Raw genomic sequence first — 24,582 nt, 5'->3', positions numbered from 1 at the left:
CGTCCCGGGCGTCCCGCCGTCGAGCGCGCAGACGAGCCCCCGGAGCATCACGACGCCCTCGGCCAGCGGCAGCCGCTCCGCGGCCGCAGTCGCAGTCGCGGCCGCAGCCGAGTCACCCCCGGCCGCGGGCAGTACGGCCTCGAAATTCTCAGCCGCCGGCAGCCGGCGCTCGGTCCAGGTGGTCACGTCGCGGCCGCTGAGTTCGGTAGTGGTGCCGCCGTCGAGCCGGACGGTCAGGTCGATCTCGCCGCGGAGGAACACCCGCAGGGGCGCCGCCAGGCCCACCACGCCGAACCACGGCAGCCGGAACAGCGACCCGCCCGAGGCTGCGGTGACGGCGTCGAGCACCTCGTGGATTTCCGGGGACCGGCCGAGCAGCGCCCACAGCGGCTCCACCAGGGACCGGCCGGTATCCGGCGGCAGCAGCACGACGGTGCCGCCGCGGACGATTCCCAGCCAGTCCCCCGGCAGGTAGCTCAGCTGTGCCCGATCCTCAGCAGCGTGAGCCGCTGCGGCGTCAGCGCTTGCCATGGCTGTCCCGGTCCGGGGTGTCGGCCACCGCGCCGTCGGGGGCCACGTCCAGGACCTCGGTCGCGGCGGAGTCGGCGGTGATGTCCTGCGTTTCAGAAATGCTGGCCGGGAGAACGTCGGTGTCGACCAGTTCGGGCCGCGGGAGCGTGTTCTCGTCCTCGGCCTCGCCGGGGGTGCGCGGGGCGGTGTGGGCGCCGCCGTCGCCGGCCACGTTGCTGGCGTCCACCACGATGCAGGTGACGTTGTCGCGGCCACCGCTGCGCAGCGCCGCCTGGATGAGCTGGTCCACCGCTGCCTGCGGGTCCGGCTCGCCGGCAAGGATGCCGGCGATCTGCTCGTCGTCGAGCTCGCCGTTCAGCCCGTCGGAGCAGACCAGCATCCGGTCGCCTTCCTCCACGGGCAGCAGCCAGTAGTCCGCTTCGGTCTCGTCGCCGGTGCCCAGCGCCCGGGTGACCACGTGGCGGCGGGGGTGCACGGCGGCCTCGGCCTTGGTGATCTCCCCGGCGTCGACGAGTTCCTGGACCTCGGAGTGGTCCACGCTGACCTGGCTGAGCTTGCCCTGGCTGAGCCGGTAGGTGCGGGAGTCGCCGATGTTCATGACCAGCCAGTACGGCACGCCACGCTGTTCCACCACCACGACGCCGGTGAGGGTGGTGCCGGCCCGGGAGCCGGTGGCCTCGCGGATGTCCGCGTCCGCCTGGACCAGGTACTGCTGGAGGCCCGCCGCGGTGGCGTCGCGTTCCCCGGTGGCCAGCTGCGGGATGCCGGCGAGGGTTCGGACGCAGATGCCGCTGGCGATTTCGCCGGCCTCGTGTCCGCCCATGCCGTCGGCGACGGCGAAGACCGGGTCCGCGGCGATGTAGGAGTCCTCGTTCATCTCACGGCGGAGGCCGCGGTCCGTGCCGTAGCCGCAGTTGAGCCGGAGGCTGGGAACATCGCCGGGGACACCGCTGGGGGCGCTGCCTGCTGCGCTGCTGGCTGCACCCACGGGGGCTTCGGCGGAGGGAACGGGAGACGGCTGTGTTGTCATGCCTGTCCTAGGTAGAAGGAGCGGTCACCGAAGTGCACGGTGGAGCCGGGGCGTACGTGGGTGGGCTCTCCGGGGGCCAGCGCGGTGCGGATGCCGTCCGGGGTGGTGACGGCGCTGCCGTTGGTGGAGTTCCGGTCGGTCACCCAGATACCGCCGTCGCCGGCCTGCAGGTGCAGGTGGGTCTTGGAGATGGAGCGGCCCGGGTCGGCCACGGGGATCAGCTGCACGGCGTCCTCGCCGGGGTGGCCGGCGGGGTTGCGCCCGATCAGCGAGGCGCGGTCGAGCTCGATTTCCCGGCCGTCGTCGATCCGGATCCTCAGCATGGCGAGGGTGATCGGCGCGGAGGAGTCGCCGCGGACCTGGGTGCGGTCATGATCGTCGTCGGGGTGGACGCCGAAGGCGCGGTTGTTCGCAGGCGTGCTGCGGACGGCCTCGATCGGGGCGAACCCGGCGGAAGCGGGGACGGCGGCGGGCGCGGGCGCCGCGGCACCGGGTTCAGCCGCCGGGGCCGGGGCGGGTGCAGGTGCAGGTGCAGCAGTCGCAGGCCGGGCATTCAGCCGGGCGGCACCCGCGACGGGCGAGGCGACCTGCTGGACCGGCGGCAGGTCGAGCGGGGCGAAGCTGTAGGGGCCCTGGATCCCGCCGGTGGTGATGGGGTTGCGTCCGGCGGCGACGTCGAACACCAGGGTCTTGGCGGCGGCGTCGTGCCAGCCGCGCAGCCCGTTGTTCTTGTCCCACCGGTTGGAGATGACCACCAGGACGGCCCACACGGCGGCAATCACGACGGCGGCCCCGAGGATCCACTGCGCGGCGCCGAACCACTGGAAGACCACCACCAGGACCGCGGCCACGGCGGCCAGCAGCACCCCGGCCCCGGTGATCAGCCCGCGCAGGAACACCGCGCCGCCGCCGGGGGCGTACCCGTCGGCGTCGGCGGTCCGGAGGCCCAGCACGCGGTTGCCCAGGGTGACGCCGGAACGGGACTCGAGCACCGCCTGGACGATCACGTACACCGCGGCGATGCCCAGTCCGATGCCGCCGAACAACACCAGCGAGGAGGTGTTGTAGATGATGGTTCCGTTGCTGCGGGTGCGGGTGACCTGCGAGAACCCGACGGCGAAGAGGATCGTCAGGACCGCCACCGGGCCCGTCCAGTCCAGCACCGCGGCCCCCAGACGCCGCTGCGCGGTCGCTGGAACCAGCTCAAGCTTGTTCGGCAACGCGGTACCTCCCCCTGGTCCGTGGACGTCAGCGCCGGCCGTCCGGGCGTCCCGTGATGTCGCGCCGCCCGGACTGTTTGGCGCTACCGGGATAGTACCGGGTCCGGGGACACTCCGCGGGGCGGAGGGGACGGCGTGGGCGGCGCGGTTGGCCAGCGGCGTCCCGCAGGCGGGGCAAAATGTGGCGCCCGGGCGGATCGGCTGCTGGCAGCGCGGGCAGCGGCTGGCGTCGGTCATGGCTCGGTGCGGGTCTTCCTGAAGCGTCACTGTGGTTCCTGGGGCGGACCGGGCTCCACTGTACTAGCTGACTTCCGGCCGGCCCGTTTCCTGCCGGGCAGCACCGGCCTGAGGCTGCGCAGCGTAAGCGCGGCGCGGCCCTCGGCCAGCAGTGACCGGGGCGAGAACCTCGCCTGCTGGCGCCGCCAGAAGCCCATCGTCCCGGTCATTTCCTTGAGCGACCCGTCCACGATCTCCCAGTACTGGCGCACCTGGTCCTCACTGGGTTCGCCCGCGCCGAAGATGGCGGCGTCGGCGCGGTGGGCCAGCAGCGTCGTCGTGCCCTTGCTGGCGGGGAACGCCTCGCCGAGCACCGCGGAGGTTTCCCGCCGGGTGGCGCGGCCGTCCACGCCGGCGCCCAGGTCGGTGGCCAGGCTCAGCACCTCGCTCCAGCCGCCGCCCACGCGCTGGGAGGGGTTGCCGGTGGTGAAGCGGGCCTTTCGCCGCCGGGACTTCAGCAGGGCGATCAGCAGCAGTGGCAGCGCGATCACGGCCACCGGGATGAGGGCGACGCCGATCGCGGAGAGCAGCGGTCCCCAGAACAGCCAGGGGTTGTTCTTCTTCTCATCCGCGTCCAGGGCGTCCGGGGAGGAGTCCGGCGGCAGCTCGGCCGGCTCCTGCGGCGGGGGCGGCGGCTGCAGCACCTGCGGCTTGGGCTTGGACTTGTTCTCCGGGTCAGGTGGGATCGGGACGTTGTCCTTGGGCGGGGTGGGGTCGAAGGCCACCCAGCCGACGCGGTCGAAGGCCACCTCGACCCAGGCGTGGACGTCCTTGCCGGTGATCTGCACCTGGCCGGCGCCGTTTTCCGGGCCCTTGGGGTCCGGGTAGAAGCCCATCACCACGCGGGATGGGATGCCCAGGTGCCGCAGCATCAGGGACATCGCCACGGAGTACTGCTCGTCGTCGCCGAGCATCTGCTTGGCGGTCAGCAGGGCGCGGATGCGGTTGGAGCTGTGGCCGGAGACGCTGGGCAGCTGGCCGTCGTCGATCAGGCCGTTGCTGAAGGCGCCCTTCTTCTGGAAGTGGGCCTCGATCTGCCGGACCCGGTCGATCGCGGTGGGCGCGTCCGCGGCGAGGTCGTTCGCCTGGGACCCCACCACGGGCGGGACTTCCTCGGGGTCCGGCAGGGAGTCCTTGGCGAAGTCGTACTGCGTCAACTGCCCGTGTTCGAGCATCACCGGGTCGGCCACCTGGACGCTGTAGGAGTCGCCCTTGGCCAGTCCCCTGGTGGTGACGGCGGTGTCCGTGCCGGAGTTGAAGTACAGGCCGGACGCGGCGCCGGAGCCGTCGTTGGTGAAGCTGATACCGGTGGTTTTCCGGCCGCCGGGCAGGAAGTAGCCCTGGTAGTCCCCGATGGTCACGTCGAGGGTGTAGTCCCGGGTAGGCACGACGCCGGACGAGTCGGCGAGGGTGTTCAGCGACTTGGCGTCCCCCACCTTGCTGAAGCTGCCGGAGCCGTTGGGATCCATGGAGTAGTTGGTGCCGTTGAAGGAATCCAGCGCGGCCAGGCGGACCCGGCCGTCCTTGGGCAGGCCCTTGACCAGGAAGAGGTTGTCGTCCTTTTTGTCCTTGACGAAGTTCCGGAAGCTCGCCAGCGGCGTGACGTAGTCCTTCGGGTCGAACGGCGGGACGACGGCGTTGCGCAGCACCCGACGATCGTCCCCGCCGGTGAGCAGCGGGGAGGTCACGGCGGTGGTGCCGATGGCGACGGCGATCACGCCGGCGGCGGTGCCGAGGCGCCGAAGCCGGGCGGCACGGGCCGCGGCCGGGTCCGCGTCCGGCCGGTTCACCGAGACGGTGCGGGTGCTGTTGCGGCGCAGGGCGTCCCGGCGGAAGGTGGCCCAGGCGATCGCGATCACGGTCAGGGCGGTGCCGCGCTCCACGGTCAGGAATACGGCGTTGGTGCTGAAGGCGATCCCGGTGATGAACAGCACCAGGACCGGCAACAGCGGCCAGTACGGGTTCTTCAGCCGCCAGATCAACAGCCCCGCGGCCAGGGCGGTGAGCAGCGAGCTGAGGAACGGCACGATCAGGGTGCCACCCGCGGTCCCCACCGGCACGCCCACGGTGAGCATGTCCTTCCAGGCGAAGACGATGCCGGTCAGCAGGGTCCGGAGCGATTCCAGGCTGGGCAGCACGGCGGCCAAGGCCGCGCCCGGGACCGCCAGCGCCGTGCCGAAGACCAGGTAGGCGGCGAGGGTCAGCGCGGCGGTGGCGAGGCCACCGAGGCGCAGGTGCACGGAGGCGGCTGCGACGCCGAGGCCCAGCAGGACGCCGCCGAGGCCGGCCACGAGGTAGTACGGGTCGCCGCCGAAGCTGAGGCTGAAGCCCAGGACGCCCAGGCCCAGCAGCACGGTGAGGACGCCGGCGTCGAGCAGGTAGTGCCAGGCAGGCTGCCCGTCGCCGAACCCCGACATTGTGGCGGCGGAACGGGTGGCGGGCTTGCGGCTGGCGGGGTTGCGGTCGCGGCGCAGCGGGGTGGCACTCATGCGGCCGCCTTTCGGAGCACGATGGCGAGCTCGGCGAGGTCGCCGAGGGTGAGGACGGTCAGGTCCGCGATGTTGGCGCGGGAGGGGGCGGCGCCGGCCTGGACCCGGACGGCGAGGCTGCGGACGCCCGGCGGCACGGACGCGGCCGCGGAGCGCAGCTGCGTTGGGGTGACGTTGCTGCCGACGATGAAGAACACCACGGAGGCGTTCGGGACGGTATCGGCGAGCGTCCGGGCGAGGTCGACGGCGGTCTTCCGCTGCGACGCGCCCACGATCCGGGTCATGTCATCGAGCATGTTGCGGCCGGTCTCGCAGCGCAGCGGGCCCTGCTGGGTGAGGACGTCGAGGTTGCGCTGTTCGCGGATGGCCTGCAGGCCGATGGATCCGGCGGCGGAGATGGCAAGCTCGAACTCCTTCTCGGAGGCGTATTCGTCCGTGTTGGTCGACAGCGAGATCGCCAGGTGGGCGCGGCGGGTCTCCTCGAACTGCCGGACCATGAGCTTGCCGGTCCGGGCCGTGGTCTTCCAGTGGATATGCCGGCGGTCATCGCCCGGCACGTAGTCGCGCAGCGCGTGGAAGGACACGTCGGCGCTGGAGAGTTCGGTGGTGGGCATGCCCTCGAGGTCGCGGATGAAGCCGGCGGCGGACCCGGCGAGGGCCACGGTGCGGGGGTGCACGAACAGGTCGCGCGGTTCGGTCCAGAGCACCTGGCGGCGCAGCAGGTGCAGCGGGTCGGCGCGCACGGACCGGACCGGACCCACCACGATCACGGCGCGGCGGGCGGTGGGGATGGTGAAGAGGTCCTCGTGAACCTGCGCCGGCTTCATCCGCGGCAGGTGGAACACCGCCGTCGCGGACCCCACCGGCAGTTCCAGGGCGGCGGGCAGCAGCGGCCGCGCCGAGGTGTTGGACACCGCGATGCTGCCGACGGCGCTGTCCCCCACCGCCACCCGCATCCGGGCGAGGTCCAGCAGGACGCCGTAGGAGGACCGGCCCAGGATGAAGCCGACGGCCAGCACGAAGAGCACGAACGCGGCGATCGCCGCCGCCTGCGCTTCCGCCCAGCCGTAGGCCTGGCCCAGGATCCAGAGCAGCACGGAGCCGGCCAGCACGGCCCAGCCGAGGACACTGACCACGGCCAGGACCGGCTGGACGTGCCGCCGGAAACGATCGCGGACCAGCCGGGCGGCGGGGGCCAGCGCCAGGGCGGCGGTGCCGCGGGCCTCGGCCCAGACGGCGGAGGGGTGCAGCCGCGCGGGCACGGCAGCCCGGGAAAAGGGCTGCTTCAGACGGTCAGCAAGCCGGGTCAGCGGAGTGCCGGTGGACATAGGGGTGGCCTTCGTTCGTGCGGGACGTGCGGAGTGAAGCGGGACGTTAGACGGCGGCGCGCTGCTGCGGGGCGGCGACGTCGGCCAGCACCCGGGTGAGCACGGCGTCGGCGGTGGCGCCGGAGAATTCCGCTTCCGGGTCCATGACCAGGCGGTGGGTCCAGACGACGGCGGCGAGGTCCTTGACGTCGTCGGGCAGGACGAAGTTGCGGCCTTGGGCGGCGGCCCAGACCTTGGCGGCGCGGACCATCGCGAGGGCGCCGCGGACGGAGACGCCCAGGCGGGTCTCCGCCGCGTTGCGGGTCTCCTCGCAGAGCCGGGAAATGTATTCGAGCACCGCGGTGTCCACGTGCGTGGTGGCGGCCAGATCGGCCATGTCCGCGACGGCCTGGGTGGTGATCACGGCGGTGATCTCCTTGGACCGGTCCTTGAGGTTGGCGCCGCCGAGCAGCTGCACCGTGGAGGCGTGGTCCGGGTAGCCGATGGAGGTCTTGATCAGGAAGCGGTCCAGCTGCGCCTCCGGCAGCCGGTAGGTGCCGGCCTGCTCGATCGGGTTCTGGGTGGCCATCACCATGAACGGCCGGCCGGCCTCGTAGGTGGTGCCATCCACGGTCACGCGGGACTCCTCCATGACCTCCAGCAGCGCAGACTGGGTTTTCGGCGAGGCGCGGTTGATCTCGTCGGCCAGGACGATGTTGCTGAAGATCGGGCCCTTGTGGAACTCGAACTTCTGCGTCTTCTGGTCGTAGATGGTCACGCCGGTGACGTCGGAGGGCAGCAGGTCCGGGGTGAACTGGATGCGGCTGTTCGAGCCCTGCACGGTGGCGGCGAGGGCCCGGGCCAGGGAGGTCTTGCCGGTGCCGGGGGCGTCCTCGAAGAGCACGTGCCCCTCGGCCAGCATGGCCGTGAAGGTCAGCCGGATGACGTGCTCCTTGCCGAGGACGGCCTGGCCGACGTTGGCGACGAGCTTTTCGAAAGTGCCGGCAAACCACTCGGCCTGTTCGGTGGTCATGGTCATGGCGTGGTCCTCTTCTGGATCGGTTGGTTCATGGGTGGGGCGGCCTGGAGGGATTCCCGGCGGCGGCCGGCGTTCGAGGCGGTGTCGGCCATCAGCAGCCGCCGGGCTTCGGACCATACAGGTCTACCGTGGTGGACTTCACGAACCAGCCCGGGTGGCTTCCCTCGGTCACGCGGTACCACGGGGTGCCGTTGCCGTAGATGTCCTTGGTGCAGTTGACATCCAACCTGCCCTCGGAGTTCCGGACCCAGCCGACGCCGCAGGTGGGGCCGCTCGGGTTATAGGTGTCCGGCTCGCCGGGCTTGCCCGGGCAGGTGCTGTTGTGGGCCTGGATCTGGGACAGCGCCGGCGGCGGCGCGGGGTCAGACCCGGAGGTCGAGGCGGCGCTGCCGGAGCCGCCGCAGCTGGTGTCGTTGCAGGCCCGGACGGCCAGGGTGTGCCGCTTGTCCCAGCCGCCGGCGTTGTGGTCGTAGCTGCGGTTCAGCCCCACGCCGGTCCAGCCGCCGCCATCGTAACTGACCTCGTAGCGGACGATCGGCTTGCCGTTGTCGGCGGGCTGGGACCAGGTCCAGTGCACCTGTCCGTCGCCCGGCTGCGACGTGCCGCCGTTGACGTTCGGCACCCCTGGGGGACCGTAGGGGACGGCAGAGCCGATGGCCTGGGCGTCTCCGGAGACGTTGTTCTTGGTGGACACCGCAATAATGTTCACCGTGACGTTCCTGCCGTTGGGCTGGCCGCCGATGGTGCCGCCGCCCGCGTTGATCGGCCCGGAGCCGTAAGCGGTGTTCCACCGGTAGGCAATCTCCGAGGCGGTGGAGCCGTTGCGCTGAGCCTGCGTCAGCGGGGTGAAGGTGACCTTCAGGTCCCCGCTGTTGCCGGTCGCGGCCACGCTGCCGCCGCTGACCATGCCGGGCTTGCCGGCCGCCCGGACCGGGGCCGAGCCCGGGCTGGTACCGGAGGTGCCGGCCTTGTTGGTGGCCGCCACCGTGAAGGTGTAATTCGCCTCCGAATTGTCCACCGTGACGTTCTGCGAGGTGCCGGCGACTTGCTGGGTGTTCACCACGGATCCGCCCCGCAGTGTGGTGAGGGTGTAGGTGGAGATCGCGTCGCCGTTGTTGTTCGGCGCGGCCCATGAGACCTTCATCTGGCTCTGCGAACCCACCGAGCCGGCCTGGCTGGCGCTCGGCGCCGCCGGGGTGACGGGCACGCCGGCGGGGGTTTCCGGCGCCGAGTAGGCGCTCCATTCCGAGGGGTCCTTGGCGTCGTTCCGGGCCAGCAACCGCACCGTGTAGGCCACGCCGTTCTTCAGGCCTTTCCAGACGTAGCTGGTGGTGGTCAGGTTCTGGATCTGGGCATTCTGGCCCGCGGGGGCCGGCGAAATCTCCAGGTCGTAGGACTTGATCGCCGAGCCCTTGGAGGCGGGCGCCGTCCATGCCACGGCCAGCTGCTTGTCACCGAACTTCAGGGTCGGCGCGGCCGGGGTGTCCGGCTTGACGTCCGGTCGCACCTCGGCGGAGGCCGGGGACGGGTCGGAGGTGTTGATGGCGTTCGTGGCCGTGACGGTGAAATGGTACTTGGTGTTGTTGGTCAGCCCGTTCAGGGTGCACGAATTGGCCGGGCAGTCCTGGCGGAAGCCGCCCTCCCCTGTCACCGTGTACTTGGTGATCGGAGAGCCGCGGTCGGCCGGCGGGGTCCAGGTCAGCAGCGCCGTCCGGTCCCCCACGCTTTGGGCCTGCGGGGTGCTGGGGGCCAGCGGTTTGTCCTTGACGGTGAGCCGGATCCGGGCCGTCGAGTAACGGGCAGAGTCGTTGGTCTTGTCACCTACTGTGTAGGACACCACCATGGTGCCGGACGCGGACGGGGTGACCTGCACGCTGTCCCCGGCCACGGAGACGTTGCCGGAGCCGGTCTCCGCGGTGGCGGCGAGGATCTTCAGCGGCGTCTCCGGGAACGGGTTCGCGTCGTTGGCCAGCACGTTGACCGTCACCGGCTTGCCGACGGCGGCGTTTTCCTCGACGTCGTCGTTGGCCACCGGCTTGGGCCGGTTGGAGGACGTCGCGGTCAGCTGGTAAGTGGCCGTCGATTCCAGGCCGCGGCGGTCCTTGGCCTTCACCTGGACCGCGCCGGTTGCGCCGGAGGCGGTGCCGTCCTTGACCGTGACCTTGAGCGTCTTGCCGTCGATCGAGGCGTCGAACCCGGCGGGCGCGTTGCCGGCGAGTTCGTACTTCATGGCGTCCACGTCACCGTCGTCCGGGTCGGTGGTGAGCTTGGCCAGGTCGGTGCTGGCGGTGTCGCCCTTGGGCACGTCCACCTGGCTGCCCAGCAGCACCGGCGGGTTGTTCCGGTTGGGGTCCGGGAGCACCTTGGTGCGGATGCTCAGGGTGGACTTCAGGCCGGCCGGGTCGTCCGGGCCGGAGCCGTCGGTGACCTCAAAGCTCAGTGATCCGGGGCCAACGTAGTCCTGGCCGGCGGTGTACTTCAGCGCGGTGCCGTCGCCCGCGACCGGGTCGGAGCCGTCCGCGCCGATCAGCTTGATCCGGTCCGTCTGGGTCAGCCGCGGCGAGCGGCCGTCGCGGACCTTGACCCATTCCTTGAGGTCGACCGTGACGGACTGCCCGGCGACCACCTCGATCACGTCGTTCTTGGCGAGGGTGGGAACCTGCTGGCCGATGCCTGGGACCCAGATGATGGCGGTGGACTTCAGCCCGTCCACGTCCTCCACGGTGTAGGGGATCAGCTGCGGCCCCTCGGTCAGTTCGACGATCACGTTCCCGTCGGTGCCGGGCCGGGCGGTGGGCGACTCGGTGGAGATCTTGAGGTTCTCGCCGACGCCGTCGGGGTCCTCGTCGTTTTTGAGCACGGGCACGTCGACGGCGGTCTTGCCCAGCGTCTGGGCGGAGGTGACCCGGTCGTCGCGGGCGATCGGTGCCTGCAGCGGCACGTCCTTCAGGACCTTCACGGCGATCGAAGCCTGGGCGGTGGCTCCGCGGTCGTCCGCCACGGTGTAGCGGACGTTGGTGGTGCCCTCCTCCCCCGGCGCCAGCACGATGATCCGGCCGCTCTGCTTGCTGACGGTGGCCTGCAGCTCCTGAGGGGCCTCGATCTCGTTCGCGAGGATCTTGATCGGGTCGCCGTCGGGATCGGTGTCGTTGCCCAGGGCGTCGACGGCGATCTGCCGGCCGGGCCGGACCTTGACCTCGTCATCCACGGGTGTGGGCTTCTGGTTGACATCCCCCCGCGGGGCGATGCCCACCGTGACAGTTCCGGTGTTCACGGCGCCCTGCCGGTCCACCACCTTGTAGCGGAAGGTGTCCGTACCCGCGCCGTCGCCGGCGGCGGTGAAGTCGATGAAGTTGCTGCCCACGGTGGCCGTGCCCATCGACGGGGAACTGTCGATCCCGGTCAGCTGGACCGAATCGCCGTCCGGGTCGATGCCGTCCAGTTCCACCGGGATCCGGACGGTGCCGGCGGCAACCACGCGGGCGGTAAGGTTCTTCGGCTGCGGGCGGGAGTTCTGTGCCCCCTCCAGCGGCAGGATGTGGATGGTGACCGCGGCGGCGCTCTTCTGGCCCTGCGGGTCCACGGCGTTGTAAATGGCGCGGACGGTCTTCGGAACGGGGCCTGCAATGAACCGCAGGGTGTTCTCGGAGACGAAGCTCTTGCCGTCGGCCTCGGGGACGGGCTGCGGGAGCACTGGGTCCACCGTGAGTTTCTGGCCCTGAGGGTGGGTGTCGTTGGCCAGCACCGGAATCGTGACGACGTCGTTGACGCGCACGTTGACCTCGTCCGGCTTCGGCTGCGGGGCCTCGAGCACGGCCGGGGCGGGCACCGGGACCACGGAGACGCTGCCGGTGGCGGACTTGCTGCCGTTGGACATGGTGTAGCGGAAGGTGAACGGTTCCCGCGTGCCGACGATGTCGGTGACGCGCAGGACGCTGTGGTCGATCACGCTGACCGAGGCGGTGGAGTTCTCCGGCACCTGGACGGACTGTAGCACCAGGACGCCGCCGGCCGGGTCGGAGTCGTTGGCCAGCGGGTCCACCAGGACGCTGCCGCCGGTGGGCATGAGGGCGACGTCGTGCACGGCCACCGGGTTGCCGGTGTCCTTGCCGGATTCGACGTCCACCCGGATGAGGCCCTGGGTGCTTTGCGGGCCGTTGCTGGCGATGTAGGTGAGGTAGACGGGACCCGGGGTGTCGCTGCGGAAGGTGAAGGTTCCGCCGTCGGTCACGGGACCCAGCTGGGCCGGGCCTGCAGCTTCCACCTGGGCCAGGCGCAGGGCGCCGCCGTTGGGGTCGACGTCGTTCTTCAGCGGCGCGATCACCAGGTCCTGGCCGACGACGGCGGTGACGTGGTCCGCGTTGACCACCGGCTGCAGGGCGCCGGGCGGCTGGACGTTGACGATCACCTTGCCGGTGGTGGTGGCGCGGCCGTCCCAGACGCTGACCGTGACGGTCTTCTTGCCGGGGGCGGCGCCGGAGTCCTGGTAACTGAGCAGGCCGTCGCGGCGGACCTTGACCTGGTCCTGCTCGTTGTCCGCCTTCGCGTCCAGCAGCACCAGGTCATCGCCGTCGGGGTCCATCCAGTCGGTGAGGATGTTCTGGCTGACGGACTTGCCCTGCTCCACCAGCATGGTGGTGGGCTCGCCACGCTTGAACAGCGGGGGCTTGTTCTCGTCCGGGCCGACGACGCTGAGCGTGACGGTGCCGGCGGCGGACAGGCCGCGGCCGTCCGCGGCGTTGTAGCCGAAGGTTTCGGTGCCGGGCTTAGCGTCCGACGGGACGGTGATCTGGAAGGCCGTGCCGCCGTAGATGCTCTCCAGGCTGCCGGATTTGGGGCCGTTGCCGGCCACGGAGGCGGTGAGGACGTCGCCGTCGGGGTCGGAGTCGTTATCCAGGACCGAGAGCACGGTGGTGCGGCCGGGCCGCACGCCCACGGTGTCCGGCTTGGTTTCCGGCGGCCGGTTGGGCTTGGTGCGGTCCGGGAGGATGTTGATGGTGTTGTTGTCCGCGGATTCCTGGTCCTGGTCGTTGGACTGGTTCTTCGGCGGGATGACGTCGTCCCAGTTGTTCACCAGCTGCATGTTCTGGTTGACCAGCCACACGTTGCCGGAGTTCACATCGTTGAGCACCACCAGGTCCCGGTTGACTCGGAAAACATAGCTCGGCGACGCCGAGGCCTTGGGCACGTCGGAGGTCTTATCGTCCGCGTTGTTCACGCAGTCGCGGACGTACTTGTTCGCCCCGGACCAGGCCGCGTGCACACAACCGCCCAGCTGCACCGGCGCCGCCGGCACCCCCTGACCACCGAACGTCACCGTCCGCGCCGTCGAACCGTCCAGCGGGACCTCCAGCAGCGCCTTCGGCGTGGCCACGGCCACCGCGTCCGAACCCGGCCCGGGCTGCTGCAGCTTCGCATCCTTCGCATCCGCCAACGCCAGTTCCCGGCCGCCGGGCAGGAACAGCTTTGACCGGCCGGCGTCGAGCACCACCGGCTGGTCCCCCACCACGGTCAGCTGCACCGTTCCGGCGCCCTTCAGCCCATCCCAGGTGGCGGACTGCGAGTCCGCCGTGGGCTTCCCGGCCGTGTCGACACCGGTGACCGTGACCTTCCCGGACTTCGGGTCGACGCTGTAGATCCGGTCATCGGAGCCGACGACGGAGACCACGCCCTGGCCGCCCTGGAGCACCGGTTCCACGTTCTCCGGGTCAAAACTGTTCAGCGACGACGGCGAGAGCGCCCAAACCGACCCCTTCGCCGGGTCGGTCACGGCGATGACCCTCGAGCCGAAGCTGACCTCGGCGGATCCGGGCAGCTTCCGGTCTCCGCCAAGGCGCATCTGCGCGGCGGAGACCTGGTTCAGCGTCGCCCCGTTGGCGTCGTCGACGAACACCGTGCCGGCATCCTGCAGGACATCGAAAGAAGTCGACGCCGGCGTCACGGCACCATCGAGCACGCGGGACGGGTAATTCAACCGGCCGACGGCGTTCTTCGACTTCGAGACCACCCAGACGCCGCCGTCATTCAAATCCACCTCAGTGGTCTTGAAACCCGGGTACAGCACCGCGGCCACCACCGGGACGGCGAGCGACACCACAAACCCCACAACAGAGAGCAGGCGGCGTCGGGCACGGCTCAGTCGCCGGAAACGGGGCAGCAGGGAGCCCGGTTTCCTGGCTTTCAGAGTGCTCAGAAGTCGTGTCACGGCGTCAGTTGTCCCTCAAAAAAAATGCGGCATTGGGTTCCGGGCGGATGCCCCGGGCAGGGCTCTACGCCCCGCGACAGCCTACCGAACGGCCCGCGGCGGCGCGATGGGGAGCTCTGCCCGCCGGCGGCTCCCCCAGTGGGCTCCGGCCCGGCTGGGCCTCCACGACTATGACATAAGACCGGCGACTTTAGAAACCCCGGGACTTAGTCCAGGACCAGGCCCTTGCCCTGTCCGCGCTGCAGTTCCACCGGCAGGATCTCGCCGAAACCACGCACGTTTTCGGCTTCCCGGGGCAGCAGGACGAAGCGCTCGTCGTGCTCCAGGGCGGCGGCGGTCATGGAGTCCACCAGCACGGTGCCGGGGTCCGCGAGCGCTGTCAGCCGGGCCGCCAGGTTGACGGTGGGCCCGTAGATGTCGCCGAGCCTGGAGAGGATGCGACCCCAGACCATCGCCACCCGGGCCTGGGGAAGGATCTCGTCGTCGTTGAAGGCCTGTGAGAGGGCCAGGGAGATCTCCGCGCCCGCGGCGGGGGTCTCGGCAATATAGAGGACTTCGTCGCCCACGGTCTTGACCAGGCGGCCGCCACCCACGGAGATGATCTCCGCGCACTTGTTTTCGAACCGCTGCACTAGCTGGGCCAGGGTCTTCTCGTTCATCCGGCGCGAGAGGCTGGTGTAGGAGACCAGGTCGGCGAAGCCGACGGCGCGGGCCAGGGGCAGGGGTGCGTCGTCCTCGTCGCCCTCGCGGCCCTCCTCGCTGGAGGCCAGTCCGGCCTCGGCGCGGACGGCCAGGCGCTGCACGCCCGCGTTAAGCTGCCGGCGCCAGGAGTAGACGAGCACCTCCTCGAGGGCGTCCACCAGGGCGGGCAGCTGGCCGACCAGCTGCTTGCGGGCGACGGCGTCGCTGACGCCCTGCTGGTGGACCATGTCCTCGACCAGGGCCTCGATCTGCCAGACCACCATGCGGTCCGTCATCTGGCCGATGGCGCGGGTGACGGAGATGGCCGCTTCCTCGGTGAGTGTGCCGGTGCGGACCAGGCCCACCACGGTGTTCAGGGCGGTCAGGTCCGCCTCGGTGAAGGCCACGTCCTCGTCTCCGAGGTTCGGGAAGCCGAGGGCGCGCCATAGCTTCCGGGCCGAGAGCAGGGACAGGCCGGCCCCGGCGGCCACCTCGCGGCGGCGGAGCTTGCGTTCGCCGCCGAGCAGCCGCTGTTCGAGGGCCTTGATGGCCAGCCGTTCGGGCGACATGGCGCCGGTGGCGGGGTGGGCGGCGACGGCCTGGGCGCGGGCCGAGGTCGCCGCGGCGTCCGCATCGGCGTCGGCCGGGTCGGAACCGGCATCGGCGGCGTCGTCGGTCAGGGTTTCGGGATCGACTGTCCCGACAGCAGCGCCGTCAGCGGCACCTTCAGCAGCGGCGTCGCCTGCCGTGTCCAGCACCGCGGCCTCCAAGGCGGCGGGGTCAACGACGGCGTCGGGCACGTCGGAGGGCTCGGGAGCCAGGAGTCCGGTGTCCGGGTGCGCGTTCTCAGCGGTCATCTCGTCCACCTTCCCTCATCTCCCATGGCCATTCGTCGGAGCCGTCGTCCGTACCGCCGTCGTTCATCACTTCGCCCTCCGGAAGCTCTTCCATCGCCTCGAGGATGAAGCGCCGGAAGGTCATGACTTCCGGGACGTCGGGAATCACCGTGTTTGCGGGGTACCCGGTGTCCAAGGATATATTCCCGGACCGCAGGCTCCGCTGAAGCAACGACTGATCGACAAACACATTACGGACTGCGACGAGCGGAACCTGCTGGTCGCGGCGGCGGAGCATGCCGTTGCGGGCCACCAGGCGCCGGCTGGTCAGGATGTAGCGGCTGCCCTGCCAGGCCACCAGCCGGGGCAGCCCGTAGGAGAGCACGGCCCACGCGGCCACCACCAGGCACGCCCCGGTCAGCCAGGGCGTCCATTCCGCGGTCACCAGCGGCAGCAGCTTGCCCGGTCCGCCCTTGGTGATCCAAGCGCAGGCGTAGGCGGTAAGGGCCGCTACGACGATCAGGAGCAGCGCCGGTCCGATCAGGGTCCGGGGCTGCGGGCGGGTGGCCACGATGACCTGCTCGCCCGGGAACAGCTCTTTACGCATAGCCGCTTTCGGTGCCGGGCGGGCTCCACGGGCGCAGGTGGACGACGTCGCCGGCGGTCACCACATGCTCCCGGCCGCGCTCGTCCACCACCAGCAGCGAGCCGTACTCGTCCAGCCGGCTGGCGTGGCCGATGATCTCGTGGTCGCCGGGCAGCTGGGCCCTGACCTGCTTGCCCAAGGTGGTGAGCACGTGCTCCACCCGCTTGTGCAGGGCGGGTCCGCCGGCCAGGCCCGCGGCGGGGTCGCCGTCGGCGTTGCAGAACCCGCGGTACAGCGTGCAGAAGCGGGACAGGTAGCTCTTGAGCAGCTCGGTCCGGTCCACGGTGCGGGGGTTCTCCAGCAGCACGGACGTGGCGGTGGGTACCGGCAGCTCCGCGCCTGTCAGGGTGACGTTCAGTCCGGTGCCGAGGATCACCGGCGGGACGGCACCGTCGCCCACGGGGCCCAGCTGGGCGAGGATGCCGGCGATCTTCTTCCCGCGCACCAGCACATCGTTGGGCCACTTGAGTTCGGCCGGGATCCCGGCGGTTTCCAGCAGGGCCTCGCGCAGCGCCAGCGCGGCCAGCAGCGAGAGCCAGGAGTAGGAGTCGGTGGGCAGCGGCCGGCCGTCGGCGTTGACCGGGCGGAGCACAATCGAGACGGAAACCGAACTGCGGGCGGGCGCCTCCCAGTGCCGGTCCAGCCGGCCGCGGGCCGCACTCTGGTGCTCGGCGGTCAGCACGGACAGGTCCGGATACGCCGCCGGGTCCACGGTGACGCCGCGCAGCAGGTCCGCGTTGGTGGAGCCGGTGGAGTCGACCACACTCACCCCGGCGAGCCCGTTGCCGGCCAGGAAGGCAGGATCGGTCAGGGCCGCCCGGTCCAGCGGCGGACGGTCAGGGTTTCGCTGCTCGGCTTCCATGCTTGAATCCTACCGAGTTGCGGCCTCCCCGGCGCCGGTGACAGCCCGTCACCGGCGGCATGGTCGGGGAACTCAGAGGAAAATGTCAGGAACCAGCTGATCCTCCGGGGCGCCCATGCTGTACGGGGTGAAGTCCGTGACGCCGGCGGCCTTGAGGACCTGCTCGTCGGTGTAGAAGTTTCCGCTCCAGCTGCCCGACTCGGGGATGGCGTTGCCCGCGGTGAGGATGGCGTGCGCGGCGTCGGCCATGATCTCCGGGCCGCGGGCACCGCGGACAATGCGGTCCCCGCCGGGCATGTTGCGGATGGCGGCGGTGTCCACCAGCGTGCAGGGCCAGAGCGAGTTGACGCTGATGCCGTCCACCTTGAGCTCCTCGGCCAGGCCCAGGGTGGTCAGGCTCATGCCGTACTTGGCCATGGTGTACGCCAGGTGCAGGCCGGCCCACTTGGGGTCCAGGTTCAGCGGCGGCGAGAGGGTCAGGATCTGGCCGGCCTCGGACTCGCGCAGTGCCGGCAGGGACAGCTTGCTCAGCAGGAACGTGCCGCGGACGTTGATGTCCTGCATCAGGTCGTAGCGCTTCATGTCCACGGTGTCGGTCTTGGACAGGTCGATCGCGGAGGCATTGTTGATGACGATGTCGATCCCGCCGAACCGCTCCACCGTGGACGTCACGGCGCCCTCGACGTCGCCGTCGTTGCGCACGTCCCCCACCAGCGGCAGGGCCCGGCCGCCGGCCGCCTCGATCTGCTCGGCGGCGGTGTAGACAGTGCCCTCCAGCTTGGCGTGCGGCTGGCCGGTCTTGGCCAGCAGGGCGATGTTGGCCGCGTCCCGGGCGGCGCGCAGGGCGATGGCCAGGCCGATGCCGCGGCTGCCGCCGGACATCAGGATGGTCCGGCCGGCCAGGGACCCGGTGGCGCGGTAGGGGCCCGGCCGCTGGGCGGCGGAGGTGTCCAAAGCGTCATTGCTGGAAGTCATGGCACTACCCTAACCGATGTTACCCGCCAGTAACATCCCCTTTTTCCCGTGTGCCGTACGGCCCCACCCGCCGCGGATTCGGTCGAAAATTGTAGGGTTTCTACAGCGGCAAGCTCGAATACCGTTACTAGACTTGCCACAACGGCCCCGCTTTTGTGTGGATTCACCTAAACGGCGAATTCCCCGCACGGGCCCGGGCTAACGCCCACGACCGACAGAGAACGTCAGCACAGAACAACAGAGCCGGAGACACCTGATGAGCCACGATCTGACCACGACTGCGGGAAAGATTGCCGATTTCCGCGACCGCCAGGCCCGTGCCGAGCAGCCCTCCGGCCCCGAAGCCATCGCCAAGCAGCATGCCCGCGGCAAGAACACCGCCCGCGAGCGCATCGACCTGCTCCTCGACGCCGGCTCCTTCGTGGAGTTCGATGCCCTGGCCGTGCACCGCTCCACCGCGTTCGGCATGGAGAAGAAGAAGCCCCTCGGCGACGGGCTGGTCTCCGGCTACGGCACCGTCGACGGCCGGCCGGTCGCCGTCTACAGCCAGGACTTCTCCGTCTACGGCGGATCCCTCAGCCAGGTCAACGGCGAGAAGATCGTCAAGGTCCAGGAATTCGCGCTGCGCAACGGCTGCCCCGTGGTCGGCATCCTCGACGGCGGCGGCGCCCGCATCCAGGAAGGAGTCGCCTCGCTGGCCATGTTCGCGGACATCTTCCGCAACAACGTCCACGCCTCCGGCGTCGTCCCGCAGATCTCCCTCATCATGGGCCCCTCCGCCGGCGGTGCGGCTTACTCCCCCGCCCTGACCGACTACGTGGTCATGGTGGACAAGACCTCGCACATGTTCATCACCGGCCCCGACGTAATCAAGACCGTCACCGGCGAGGACGTGGACATGGAGACCCTGGGCGGCGCGCGCCAGCACAATGCCAACACCGGCACCTCCACCTACCTCGCCGCCGACGAGGCCGACGCCGTCGAGTTCGTCCGCGAACTGCTGGACTTCCTGCCCTCGAACAACCTGGCCGAGGCCCCCGTGCTGGAGCACGCGCAGGAACTCGAGATCGACGACGATGACCTCGCCCTGGATGCACTCATCCCGGACTCGGCCAACCAGCCGTACGACATGCGCAAGGTGATTGAGCAGATCGTCGACGACGCGCACTTCCTGGAGATGCAGTCCCTCTACGCGCCCAACGTGATCATTGGCTACGGCCGGGTCGAGGGCCACACCGTGGGCATCGTGGCCAACCAGCCGATGCAGTTCGCCGGCACCCTGGACATCGCCGCCTCGGAGAAGGCCGCCCGCTTCGTCCGGCACTGCGACGCCTTCAACATCCCGATCATCACCCTGGTGGATGTGCCCGGCTTCCTGCCCGGCAAGGACCAGGAGTTCCAGGGCATCATCCGCCGCGGCGCCAAGCTGCTCTACGCCTACGCCGAGGCCACCGTGCCGAAGCTGACCGTCATCACCCGCAAGGCCTACGGCGGAGCGTACATCGTGATGGGCTCCAAGAAGCTGGGCGCGGACCTGAACCTCGCCTGGCCCACAGCGCAGATCGGCGTCATGGGCGCCCAGGGCGCCGTCAACATCCTGTACCGCCGCGACCTGGCGGCCGTGGCGGAGGCCGGCGGCGACGTCGAGGCCAAGCGCGCCGAGGTCATCCGGCAGTACGAGGAGGAGCTCCTCAACCCGTACCAGGCTGCCGAGCTTGGCTACGTCGACGCCGTGATTGCCCCGTCGGAGACCCGGCTGCAGATCATCAAGGGCCTGCGGGCGCTGCGGGACAAGCGCGCCAGCCTGCCCGCCAAGAAGCACGGGAACATCCCGCTGTGACCGCCGCTCCAGACCCCGCAGCCGCGCCGGCGGAGCAGCCCCTGCTGGCCGTCGTCAAAGGCGATCCCACCGCGGAGGAACTCGCCGCGCTTACCGCCGTCGTCCTGTCCCTGGGCAGCGGCGCGCCGGCGGAGGCGAAGCAGCCCAGCGCCCGTCACTGGATCCGCCGGCAGCAGCTGCAGCTGGCCCCCAAGCCCGGCCCGGGCTCGTGGAAACGCAGCCGCGGCTAAAAGTTCAGTAACCCTTTCATAACTGCGCGGGCCGGGCTAGTGTCGGTCGGGTGACTATCGAAACCAACACCCCCGCCGCCGGCACGCCGGCCCGCCCGCAGACCCGGATCGACGCCGTCGCCGACGCGTACACGGACGCCCTGATCCGGCTCAACCCGAGCTTCGCCACCGAGCTGGGCCTGCCCGGCCACGAGACCGAGTACCCGGACTTCTCCCCCGCCGGCCACGAGGCGTTCGCCGCCGCGGCCCGCGAGGCACTGGACGCCCTGGACGGGCTGGAGCCGGAGGACGACGTCGACGCCGTCACCTTGGACGCGATGCGCGAGCGCCTGGGCCTCGAACTGGAAATCCACGAGTCGGGCTGGGGCCTGGCCCAGTTGAACAACATCGAATCCCCGGCCCAGCAGATCCGGGCCATCTTCGACCTGATGCCCACGGCCACCACCACGGACTGGGAGCACATCGCCGGCCGCGCGCACAACATCGGCGGCGCCATCGACGGCTACATCGAATCCCTCCGCGCGGCCAAGGCCGACGGCAAGGTCTCCGCCGCGCGCCAGGTGCGGATCGTCATCGAGCAGACCACCAAGTACGCCGCCGAAGACGGTTTCTTCGCCAAGCTCGCCGCCGGCGCCCGCACCGATGACGGCCCGCTTCCGGCAGACCTGCAGTCGTACCTCGACGCCGGCGCCGCGGACGCCCGCGTGGCCTACTCCCGCCTGGCCGGGTTTCTCGAATCCGAGCTGCTGCCGGTCGCCCCGGACAAGGACGCCGTGGGCCGCGAACGCTATGCCCTGGCCTCCCGCCAGTTCCTCGGCGCCGCCGTTGACCTCGAGGAAACCTACGCCTGGGGCGTGCAGGAACTGGACCGGCTGATCGCCGAACAGGAGCGCGTCGCGGACCAGATCCGCCCCGGCGCCAGCATCGAAGAGGCCAAGGAGATCCTGAACAACGATCCGGCGCGCCAGCTCAAGGGCACCGACGCGCTTCAGGCATGGATGCAGGAACTCTCGGACAAGGCAGTGGCGGATCTCGCCGGCGTGCACTTCGAGATCCCGGACATCATGAAGACCCTGGAATGCCGGATCGCCCCCACCGACGAGGGCGGCATCTACTACACCGGCCCGTCCGAGGACTTCAGCCGCCCCGGCCGGATGTGGTGGTCCGTACCCGCCGGCGAGGACACCTTCACCACCTGGGCCGAGACCACCACCGTCTTCCACGAGGGCGTCCCGGGCCACCACCTGCAGGTTGCCACCGCCGTCTACCGCCGCGAGCTGCTGAACAAGTGGCGCCGCAGCGTCTGCTGGACCTCAGGCCACGGCGAGGGCTGGGCGCTGTACGCCGAGAAGCTGATGCAGGAACTGGGCTACCTCAAGGATCCGGGCGACCACATGGGCATGCTGGACATGCAGCGGATGCGGGCGGCCCGCGTGGTCTTCGACATCGGCGTGCACCTGGAGCTCGAGGTCCCCGAGCGCTGGGGCAGCGGCACCTGGACCTCGGAGAAGGGCTTCGAGTTCCTCAAGGCCAACCTGCCGATCAGCGAGGGCCAGCTGAAGTTCGAGTTCACCCGCTACCTGGGCTGGCCGGGCCAGGCCCCGTCCTACAAGGTTGGCCAGCGGCTCTGGGAGCAGATCCGGGCCGAGCTGGAAGCGCGCCCCGGCTTCGACTTGAAGGCGTTCCACACCAAGGCGCTGAACATGGGGTCGGTCGGGCTGGACACGCTGAAGCGGGCGCTGCTGGGCTAGTTATTCCGAGCCGGCCTTGCGGGTCAGCTCAGGCAGAGGCAGAAGGGGTGGCCGGCCGGGTCCAGGAAGACCCGGAAGGTCTCCCCCGGCTGGTGCTCGTGCCGGGTCGCGCCAAGCTCCAGCACCGCCGCCTCGGCCGCGTCGAGGTCGTCAACGGTCAGGTCCAGGTGCATCTGCTGCGGCATTTCCTGGCCCGGCCACTGCGGCGGGACGAAGGATTCCACTTTCTGGAAATTGATCGAGTCGCCGTACTCGGCGCGGATGGAGGTCCACCCCTCGTCGTCCTGCTCGATGGTCCAGTCGAGCAGGGCGCCGTAAAACCGCGCCAGGGCCCGGGGGTCGGGGCAGTCGAGGACGACGGCGGGAAAGCGTGCGATAGCCATGGCGCCACTCTAGGGCGCATCCTGCCGAGAGACAATCACCACACTCCGGGCCGGAATAACTTCACAATGGGGCAGTCTTTCGGCGTCGTTGCAGGGTTTTTCGAAGCACAACGCAAAATCTGCCGCGTAACATTTCTCAACATTGGTTCGTCGTGGTAAGGGCCGTGGTCCTAGCGTATTCGGGTGACCACTCAGACAAGTACCCCCGCAACCGCAGGCAAGCCCGGTTTTCGGCTGCCACGCTGGGCCGGCTCGTTCGGCTTCCAGATCATCGCCGCGCTGATCGTCGGCCTGGGGCTCGGCCTGCTCGCGAAGTACACGGGCAGCACCAAGACGGCCCCGAACGCCCTCGGCGCCACACTGCAGACCATCGGCTCGAGCTACGTCTCGCTGCTGCAGACGGCCGTCGTCCCGCTGATCTTCACCGCCGTCGTCAGCTCCATCTCCAACCTCCGCGCCGTCTCCAACGCGGCCCGGCTGGCTTGGAACACGCTGCTCTGGTTCGCGATCACCTCGCTGATTGCGGTGCTGATCGGCATGGGCCTGGGCGTCCTGCTGCAGCCCGGCGCCGGCACCGGCATCACCCAGGAAGCCAAGTACACCGGCAAGTCCGGCGACTGGTGGGCGTTCCTGATCGGCCTGTTCCCGAAGAACTTCCTGGGCCTGGGCGCCAGCACCACCGTCGCCGACGGCACCGCCACCACGGCCGTGAGCTTCAACGTCCTCCAGATCCTGGTGATCGCGATCGCCGTCGGCATCGCCGCGCTCAAGGTAGGCAAGGCCGCCGAGCCGTTCCTGAACCTCAACGCCTCCGCCCTGGCCGTCATCCAGAAGGTCCTCTGGTGGATCATCCGGATCGCCCCGCTGGGAACCGTCGGCCTGATCGGCAACGCCGTCGCCGTCTACGGCTGGGACACCATCGGCTCGCTCGGCAAGTTCGCCTTCGCCATCTACGCCGGCCTGGTGCTGGTCCTGTTCGTGGTCTACCCGGTCCTGATCCGCAGCCACGGCCTGTCCATCAAGCAGTACTTCTCCGGTGTGTGGCCGGCCGTGCAGCTGGCCTTCGTCTCGCGCTCCTCGGTGGGAACCCTGCCGCTGACCCAGCGCGTCACCGAACGGTCTCTGGGCGTCCCCCGCGCCTACGCCTCCTTCGCCGTGCCGCTGGGCGCCACCACCAAGATGGACGGCTGCGCCGCGATCTACCCGGCCGTGTCCGCGATCTTCGTGGCCCAGTTCTTCGGCATCCAGCTGGACTTCAGCCAGTACCTGCTGATCGCACTGGTCTCCGTCCTGGGCTCCGCCGCGACCGCCGGCACCACCGGCGCAGTCGTGATGCTGACCCTGACGCTCTCCACGCTGGGCCTGCCGCTGGCCGGCGTCGGCCTCCTGCTGGCGATCGACCCGATCCTCGACATGGGCCGCACCGCGGTCAACGTCGCCGGCCAGGCGCTGGTCCCCACGATCGTCGCGAAGCGCCAGGGCATCCTGGACGAGGCGCTCTACAACGCCCCGCGCAACGGTGACCCCTTTGCCGACGACGACGCCGAATCCGAGGGCTCCGACCCGACCGCCGCGGCCATCAGCCGCGAGGCCGACGCCGACGAGTTCGAGGGCGGGCGCCTGGTGGGCAGCAAGGCCTGACCTACCCGCCACAAGGAAAGGTCCCCGGGAGGTATGTCTCCCGGGGACCTTTCTTTTAATCCCGCCTCATCGGCGTCGTTTCGTTTTCGGTCAGCGTCCGCCGCCGCCGATGACGCCCTTCTCGACGGCCTTGGTGACGGCATCCGCCTCGGCCTGGGTGAGGGTGCCGCTGCTGACGGCCTTGTCCAGCTTCGTCTTCAGCGCGGCCGCGTGCTTGGCCTGGGCCTCGGACTTCAATTCATCCAGCGCCGCGGTGACCTTGGCTTCGTCGATTCCCAGCGAGGAGGCGAGCGACTTGGCCAGCTCCGCCTCCATCGCGGCGCGGTCCGGCTTGGTGCCCTGGGCCGGCGGCGTGGACGGCTTGTGCGCGTCACGGAAGGCCTTCAGGGCATCGACCACCTTGGTCTTGTCCATGCCCAGCTTGGTGGCGAGTTCCGCGGCCTTGACGCCGGCCATGCCTTCGCGGTCGCCGCGGCCGTGGCCGCCGCGCATCCCGTCGCCGTCGCCCTTGGTGGTGCTGCCGTCGGCGGGCGCGCTGGAGCTGGCGCTCGGGCTGGGGGCGGGAGTGGTGGTGGCGGAAGCCATCCCGGCCACCCCGAGGCCTGCGCCCAGGGCCAGGGCGGTGGCCGAGACGCCGAGC

At 70.2% G+C, this 24,582-nt stretch carries 16 protein-coding genes and 1 pseudogene; 4 read left to right on the top strand and 13 right to left on the bottom strand.

All coding sequences use genetic code 11. From position 1 onward, the window contains the following. The 11 genes and pseudogenes from AB0305_RS17740 to AB0305_RS17690 form a co-directional block, all read right to left on the bottom strand. A pseudogene (locus AB0305_RS17740) lies at positions 1-531 on the bottom strand (hypothetical protein); the annotation flags it as partial. Then, entirely contained in the window at positions 518-1,561 is a 1,044-nt protein-coding gene (locus AB0305_RS17735) for a protein phosphatase 2C domain-containing protein (protein ID WP_364136988.1), read from the bottom strand. The gene AB0305_RS17735 and the pseudogene AB0305_RS17740, both read right to left, overlap by 14 nt. Beyond that, a complete protein-coding gene (locus AB0305_RS17730; protein WP_366173532.1) occupies positions 1,558-3,018 on the bottom strand; it encodes an RDD family protein in 1,461 nt (486 codons plus the stop codon). Before AB0305_RS17730 ends, AB0305_RS17735 begins: the two co-directional genes overlap by 4 nt. 26 nt (positions 3,019-3,044) lie before the next feature. After that, positions 3,045-5,546, bottom strand: coding sequence for a transglutaminase-like domain-containing protein (locus AB0305_RS17725; protein WP_364136984.1), 2,502 nt, complete (start codon positions 5,544-5,546; stop codon positions 3,045-3,047). Further along, positions 5,543-6,874: a DUF58 domain-containing protein gene (locus AB0305_RS17720; RefSeq protein WP_364136982.1), complete on the bottom strand. Its 1,332-nt coding sequence runs from the start codon at positions 6,872-6,874 to the stop codon at positions 5,543-5,545. The genes AB0305_RS17725 and AB0305_RS17720 overlap by 4 nt, the downstream gene beginning before the upstream one ends. 46 nt (positions 6,875-6,920) lie before the next feature. Next, positions 6,921-7,892, bottom strand: a complete 972-nt coding sequence (locus AB0305_RS17715; protein ID WP_364136980.1) for a MoxR family ATPase — start codon at positions 7,890-7,892, stop codon at positions 6,921-6,923. A 91-nt stretch (positions 7,893-7,983) separates the two neighbouring features. Further along, entirely contained in the window at positions 7,984-13,986 is a 6,003-nt protein-coding gene (locus AB0305_RS17710; protein WP_364136978.1) for an Ig-like domain-containing protein, read from the bottom strand. Between the two features lie 317 nt (positions 13,987-14,303). After that, positions 14,304-15,635, bottom strand: coding sequence for an adenylate/guanylate cyclase domain-containing protein (locus AB0305_RS17705; protein WP_364136976.1), 1,332 nt, complete (start codon positions 15,633-15,635; stop codon positions 14,304-14,306). Further along, positions 15,625-16,221 carry a PH domain-containing protein gene (locus AB0305_RS17700; protein ID WP_364136974.1) on the bottom strand — a complete coding sequence of 199 codons (597 nt, stop codon included), beginning with the start codon at positions 16,219-16,221 and terminating at the stop codon, positions 15,625-15,627. Before AB0305_RS17700 ends, AB0305_RS17705 begins: the two co-directional genes overlap by 11 nt. Next, positions 16,214-17,122: a biotin--[acetyl-CoA-carboxylase] ligase gene (locus tag AB0305_RS17695; RefSeq protein ID WP_364136972.1), complete on the bottom strand. Its 909-nt coding sequence runs from the start codon at positions 17,120-17,122 to the stop codon at positions 16,214-16,216. The genes AB0305_RS17700 and AB0305_RS17695 overlap by 8 nt, the downstream gene beginning before the upstream one ends. 72 nt (positions 17,123-17,194) lie before the next feature. After that, positions 17,195-18,097: an NAD(P)-dependent oxidoreductase gene (locus AB0305_RS17690; RefSeq protein WP_364136970.1), complete on the bottom strand. Its 903-nt coding sequence runs from the start codon at positions 18,095-18,097 to the stop codon at positions 17,195-17,197. A 256-nt stretch (positions 18,098-18,353) separates the two neighbouring features. On the opposite strand from AB0305_RS17690, the gene AB0305_RS17685 reads away from it, so the two are divergent. The 3 genes from AB0305_RS17685 to AB0305_RS17675 are packed head-to-tail and all read left to right on the top strand — an operon-like array spanning position 18,354 to position 21,918. Further along, positions 18,354-19,937: an acyl-CoA carboxylase subunit beta gene (locus AB0305_RS17685; protein WP_364136968.1), complete on the top strand. Its 1,584-nt coding sequence runs from the start codon at positions 18,354-18,356 to the stop codon at positions 19,935-19,937. Continuing rightward, a complete protein-coding gene (locus tag AB0305_RS17680; RefSeq protein WP_290258463.1) occupies positions 19,934-20,167 on the top strand; it encodes an acyl-CoA carboxylase subunit epsilon in 234 nt (77 codons plus the stop codon). The genes AB0305_RS17685 and AB0305_RS17680 overlap by 4 nt, the downstream gene beginning before the upstream one ends. Before the next feature lie 50 nt (positions 20,168-20,217). Beyond that, the gene (locus AB0305_RS17675) at positions 20,218-21,918 is read left to right on the top strand and encodes a DUF885 domain-containing protein (protein ID WP_364136966.1); all 1,701 of its coding nucleotides are present in this window, start codon (positions 20,218-20,220) and stop codon (positions 21,916-21,918) included. 23 nt (positions 21,919-21,941) lie between these two features. Here AB0305_RS17675 and AB0305_RS17670 read toward each other — a convergent pair whose 3' ends face one another. Continuing rightward, positions 21,942-22,301 carry a VOC family protein gene (locus tag AB0305_RS17670; protein ID WP_290258465.1) on the bottom strand — a complete coding sequence of 120 codons (360 nt, stop codon included), beginning with the start codon at positions 22,299-22,301 and terminating at the stop codon, positions 21,942-21,944. A gap of 183 nt (positions 22,302-22,484) precedes the next feature. Here AB0305_RS17670 and AB0305_RS17665 point away from each other — a divergent pair, with 183 nt between their 5' ends. Beyond that, positions 22,485-23,942 (top strand): dicarboxylate/amino acid:cation symporter, encoded by a 1,458-nt coding sequence (locus AB0305_RS17665; protein WP_364136964.1) that lies wholly within the window; start codon positions 22,485-22,487, stop codon positions 23,940-23,942. 90 nt (positions 23,943-24,032) lie between these two features. On the opposite strand, the gene AB0305_RS17660 is transcribed toward AB0305_RS17665, so the two are convergent. After that, a partial coding sequence (locus tag AB0305_RS17660; protein WP_366173525.1) for a hypothetical protein occupies positions 24,033-24,582 on the bottom strand: 550 nt, incomplete at its 5' end.

It is taken from the genome of Arthrobacter sp. NPDC080086 (genome assembly GCF_040702285.1).
Note: the sequence above shows the minus strand (reverse complement) of the source record. Positions and strands in the feature narration are given on the sequence as shown.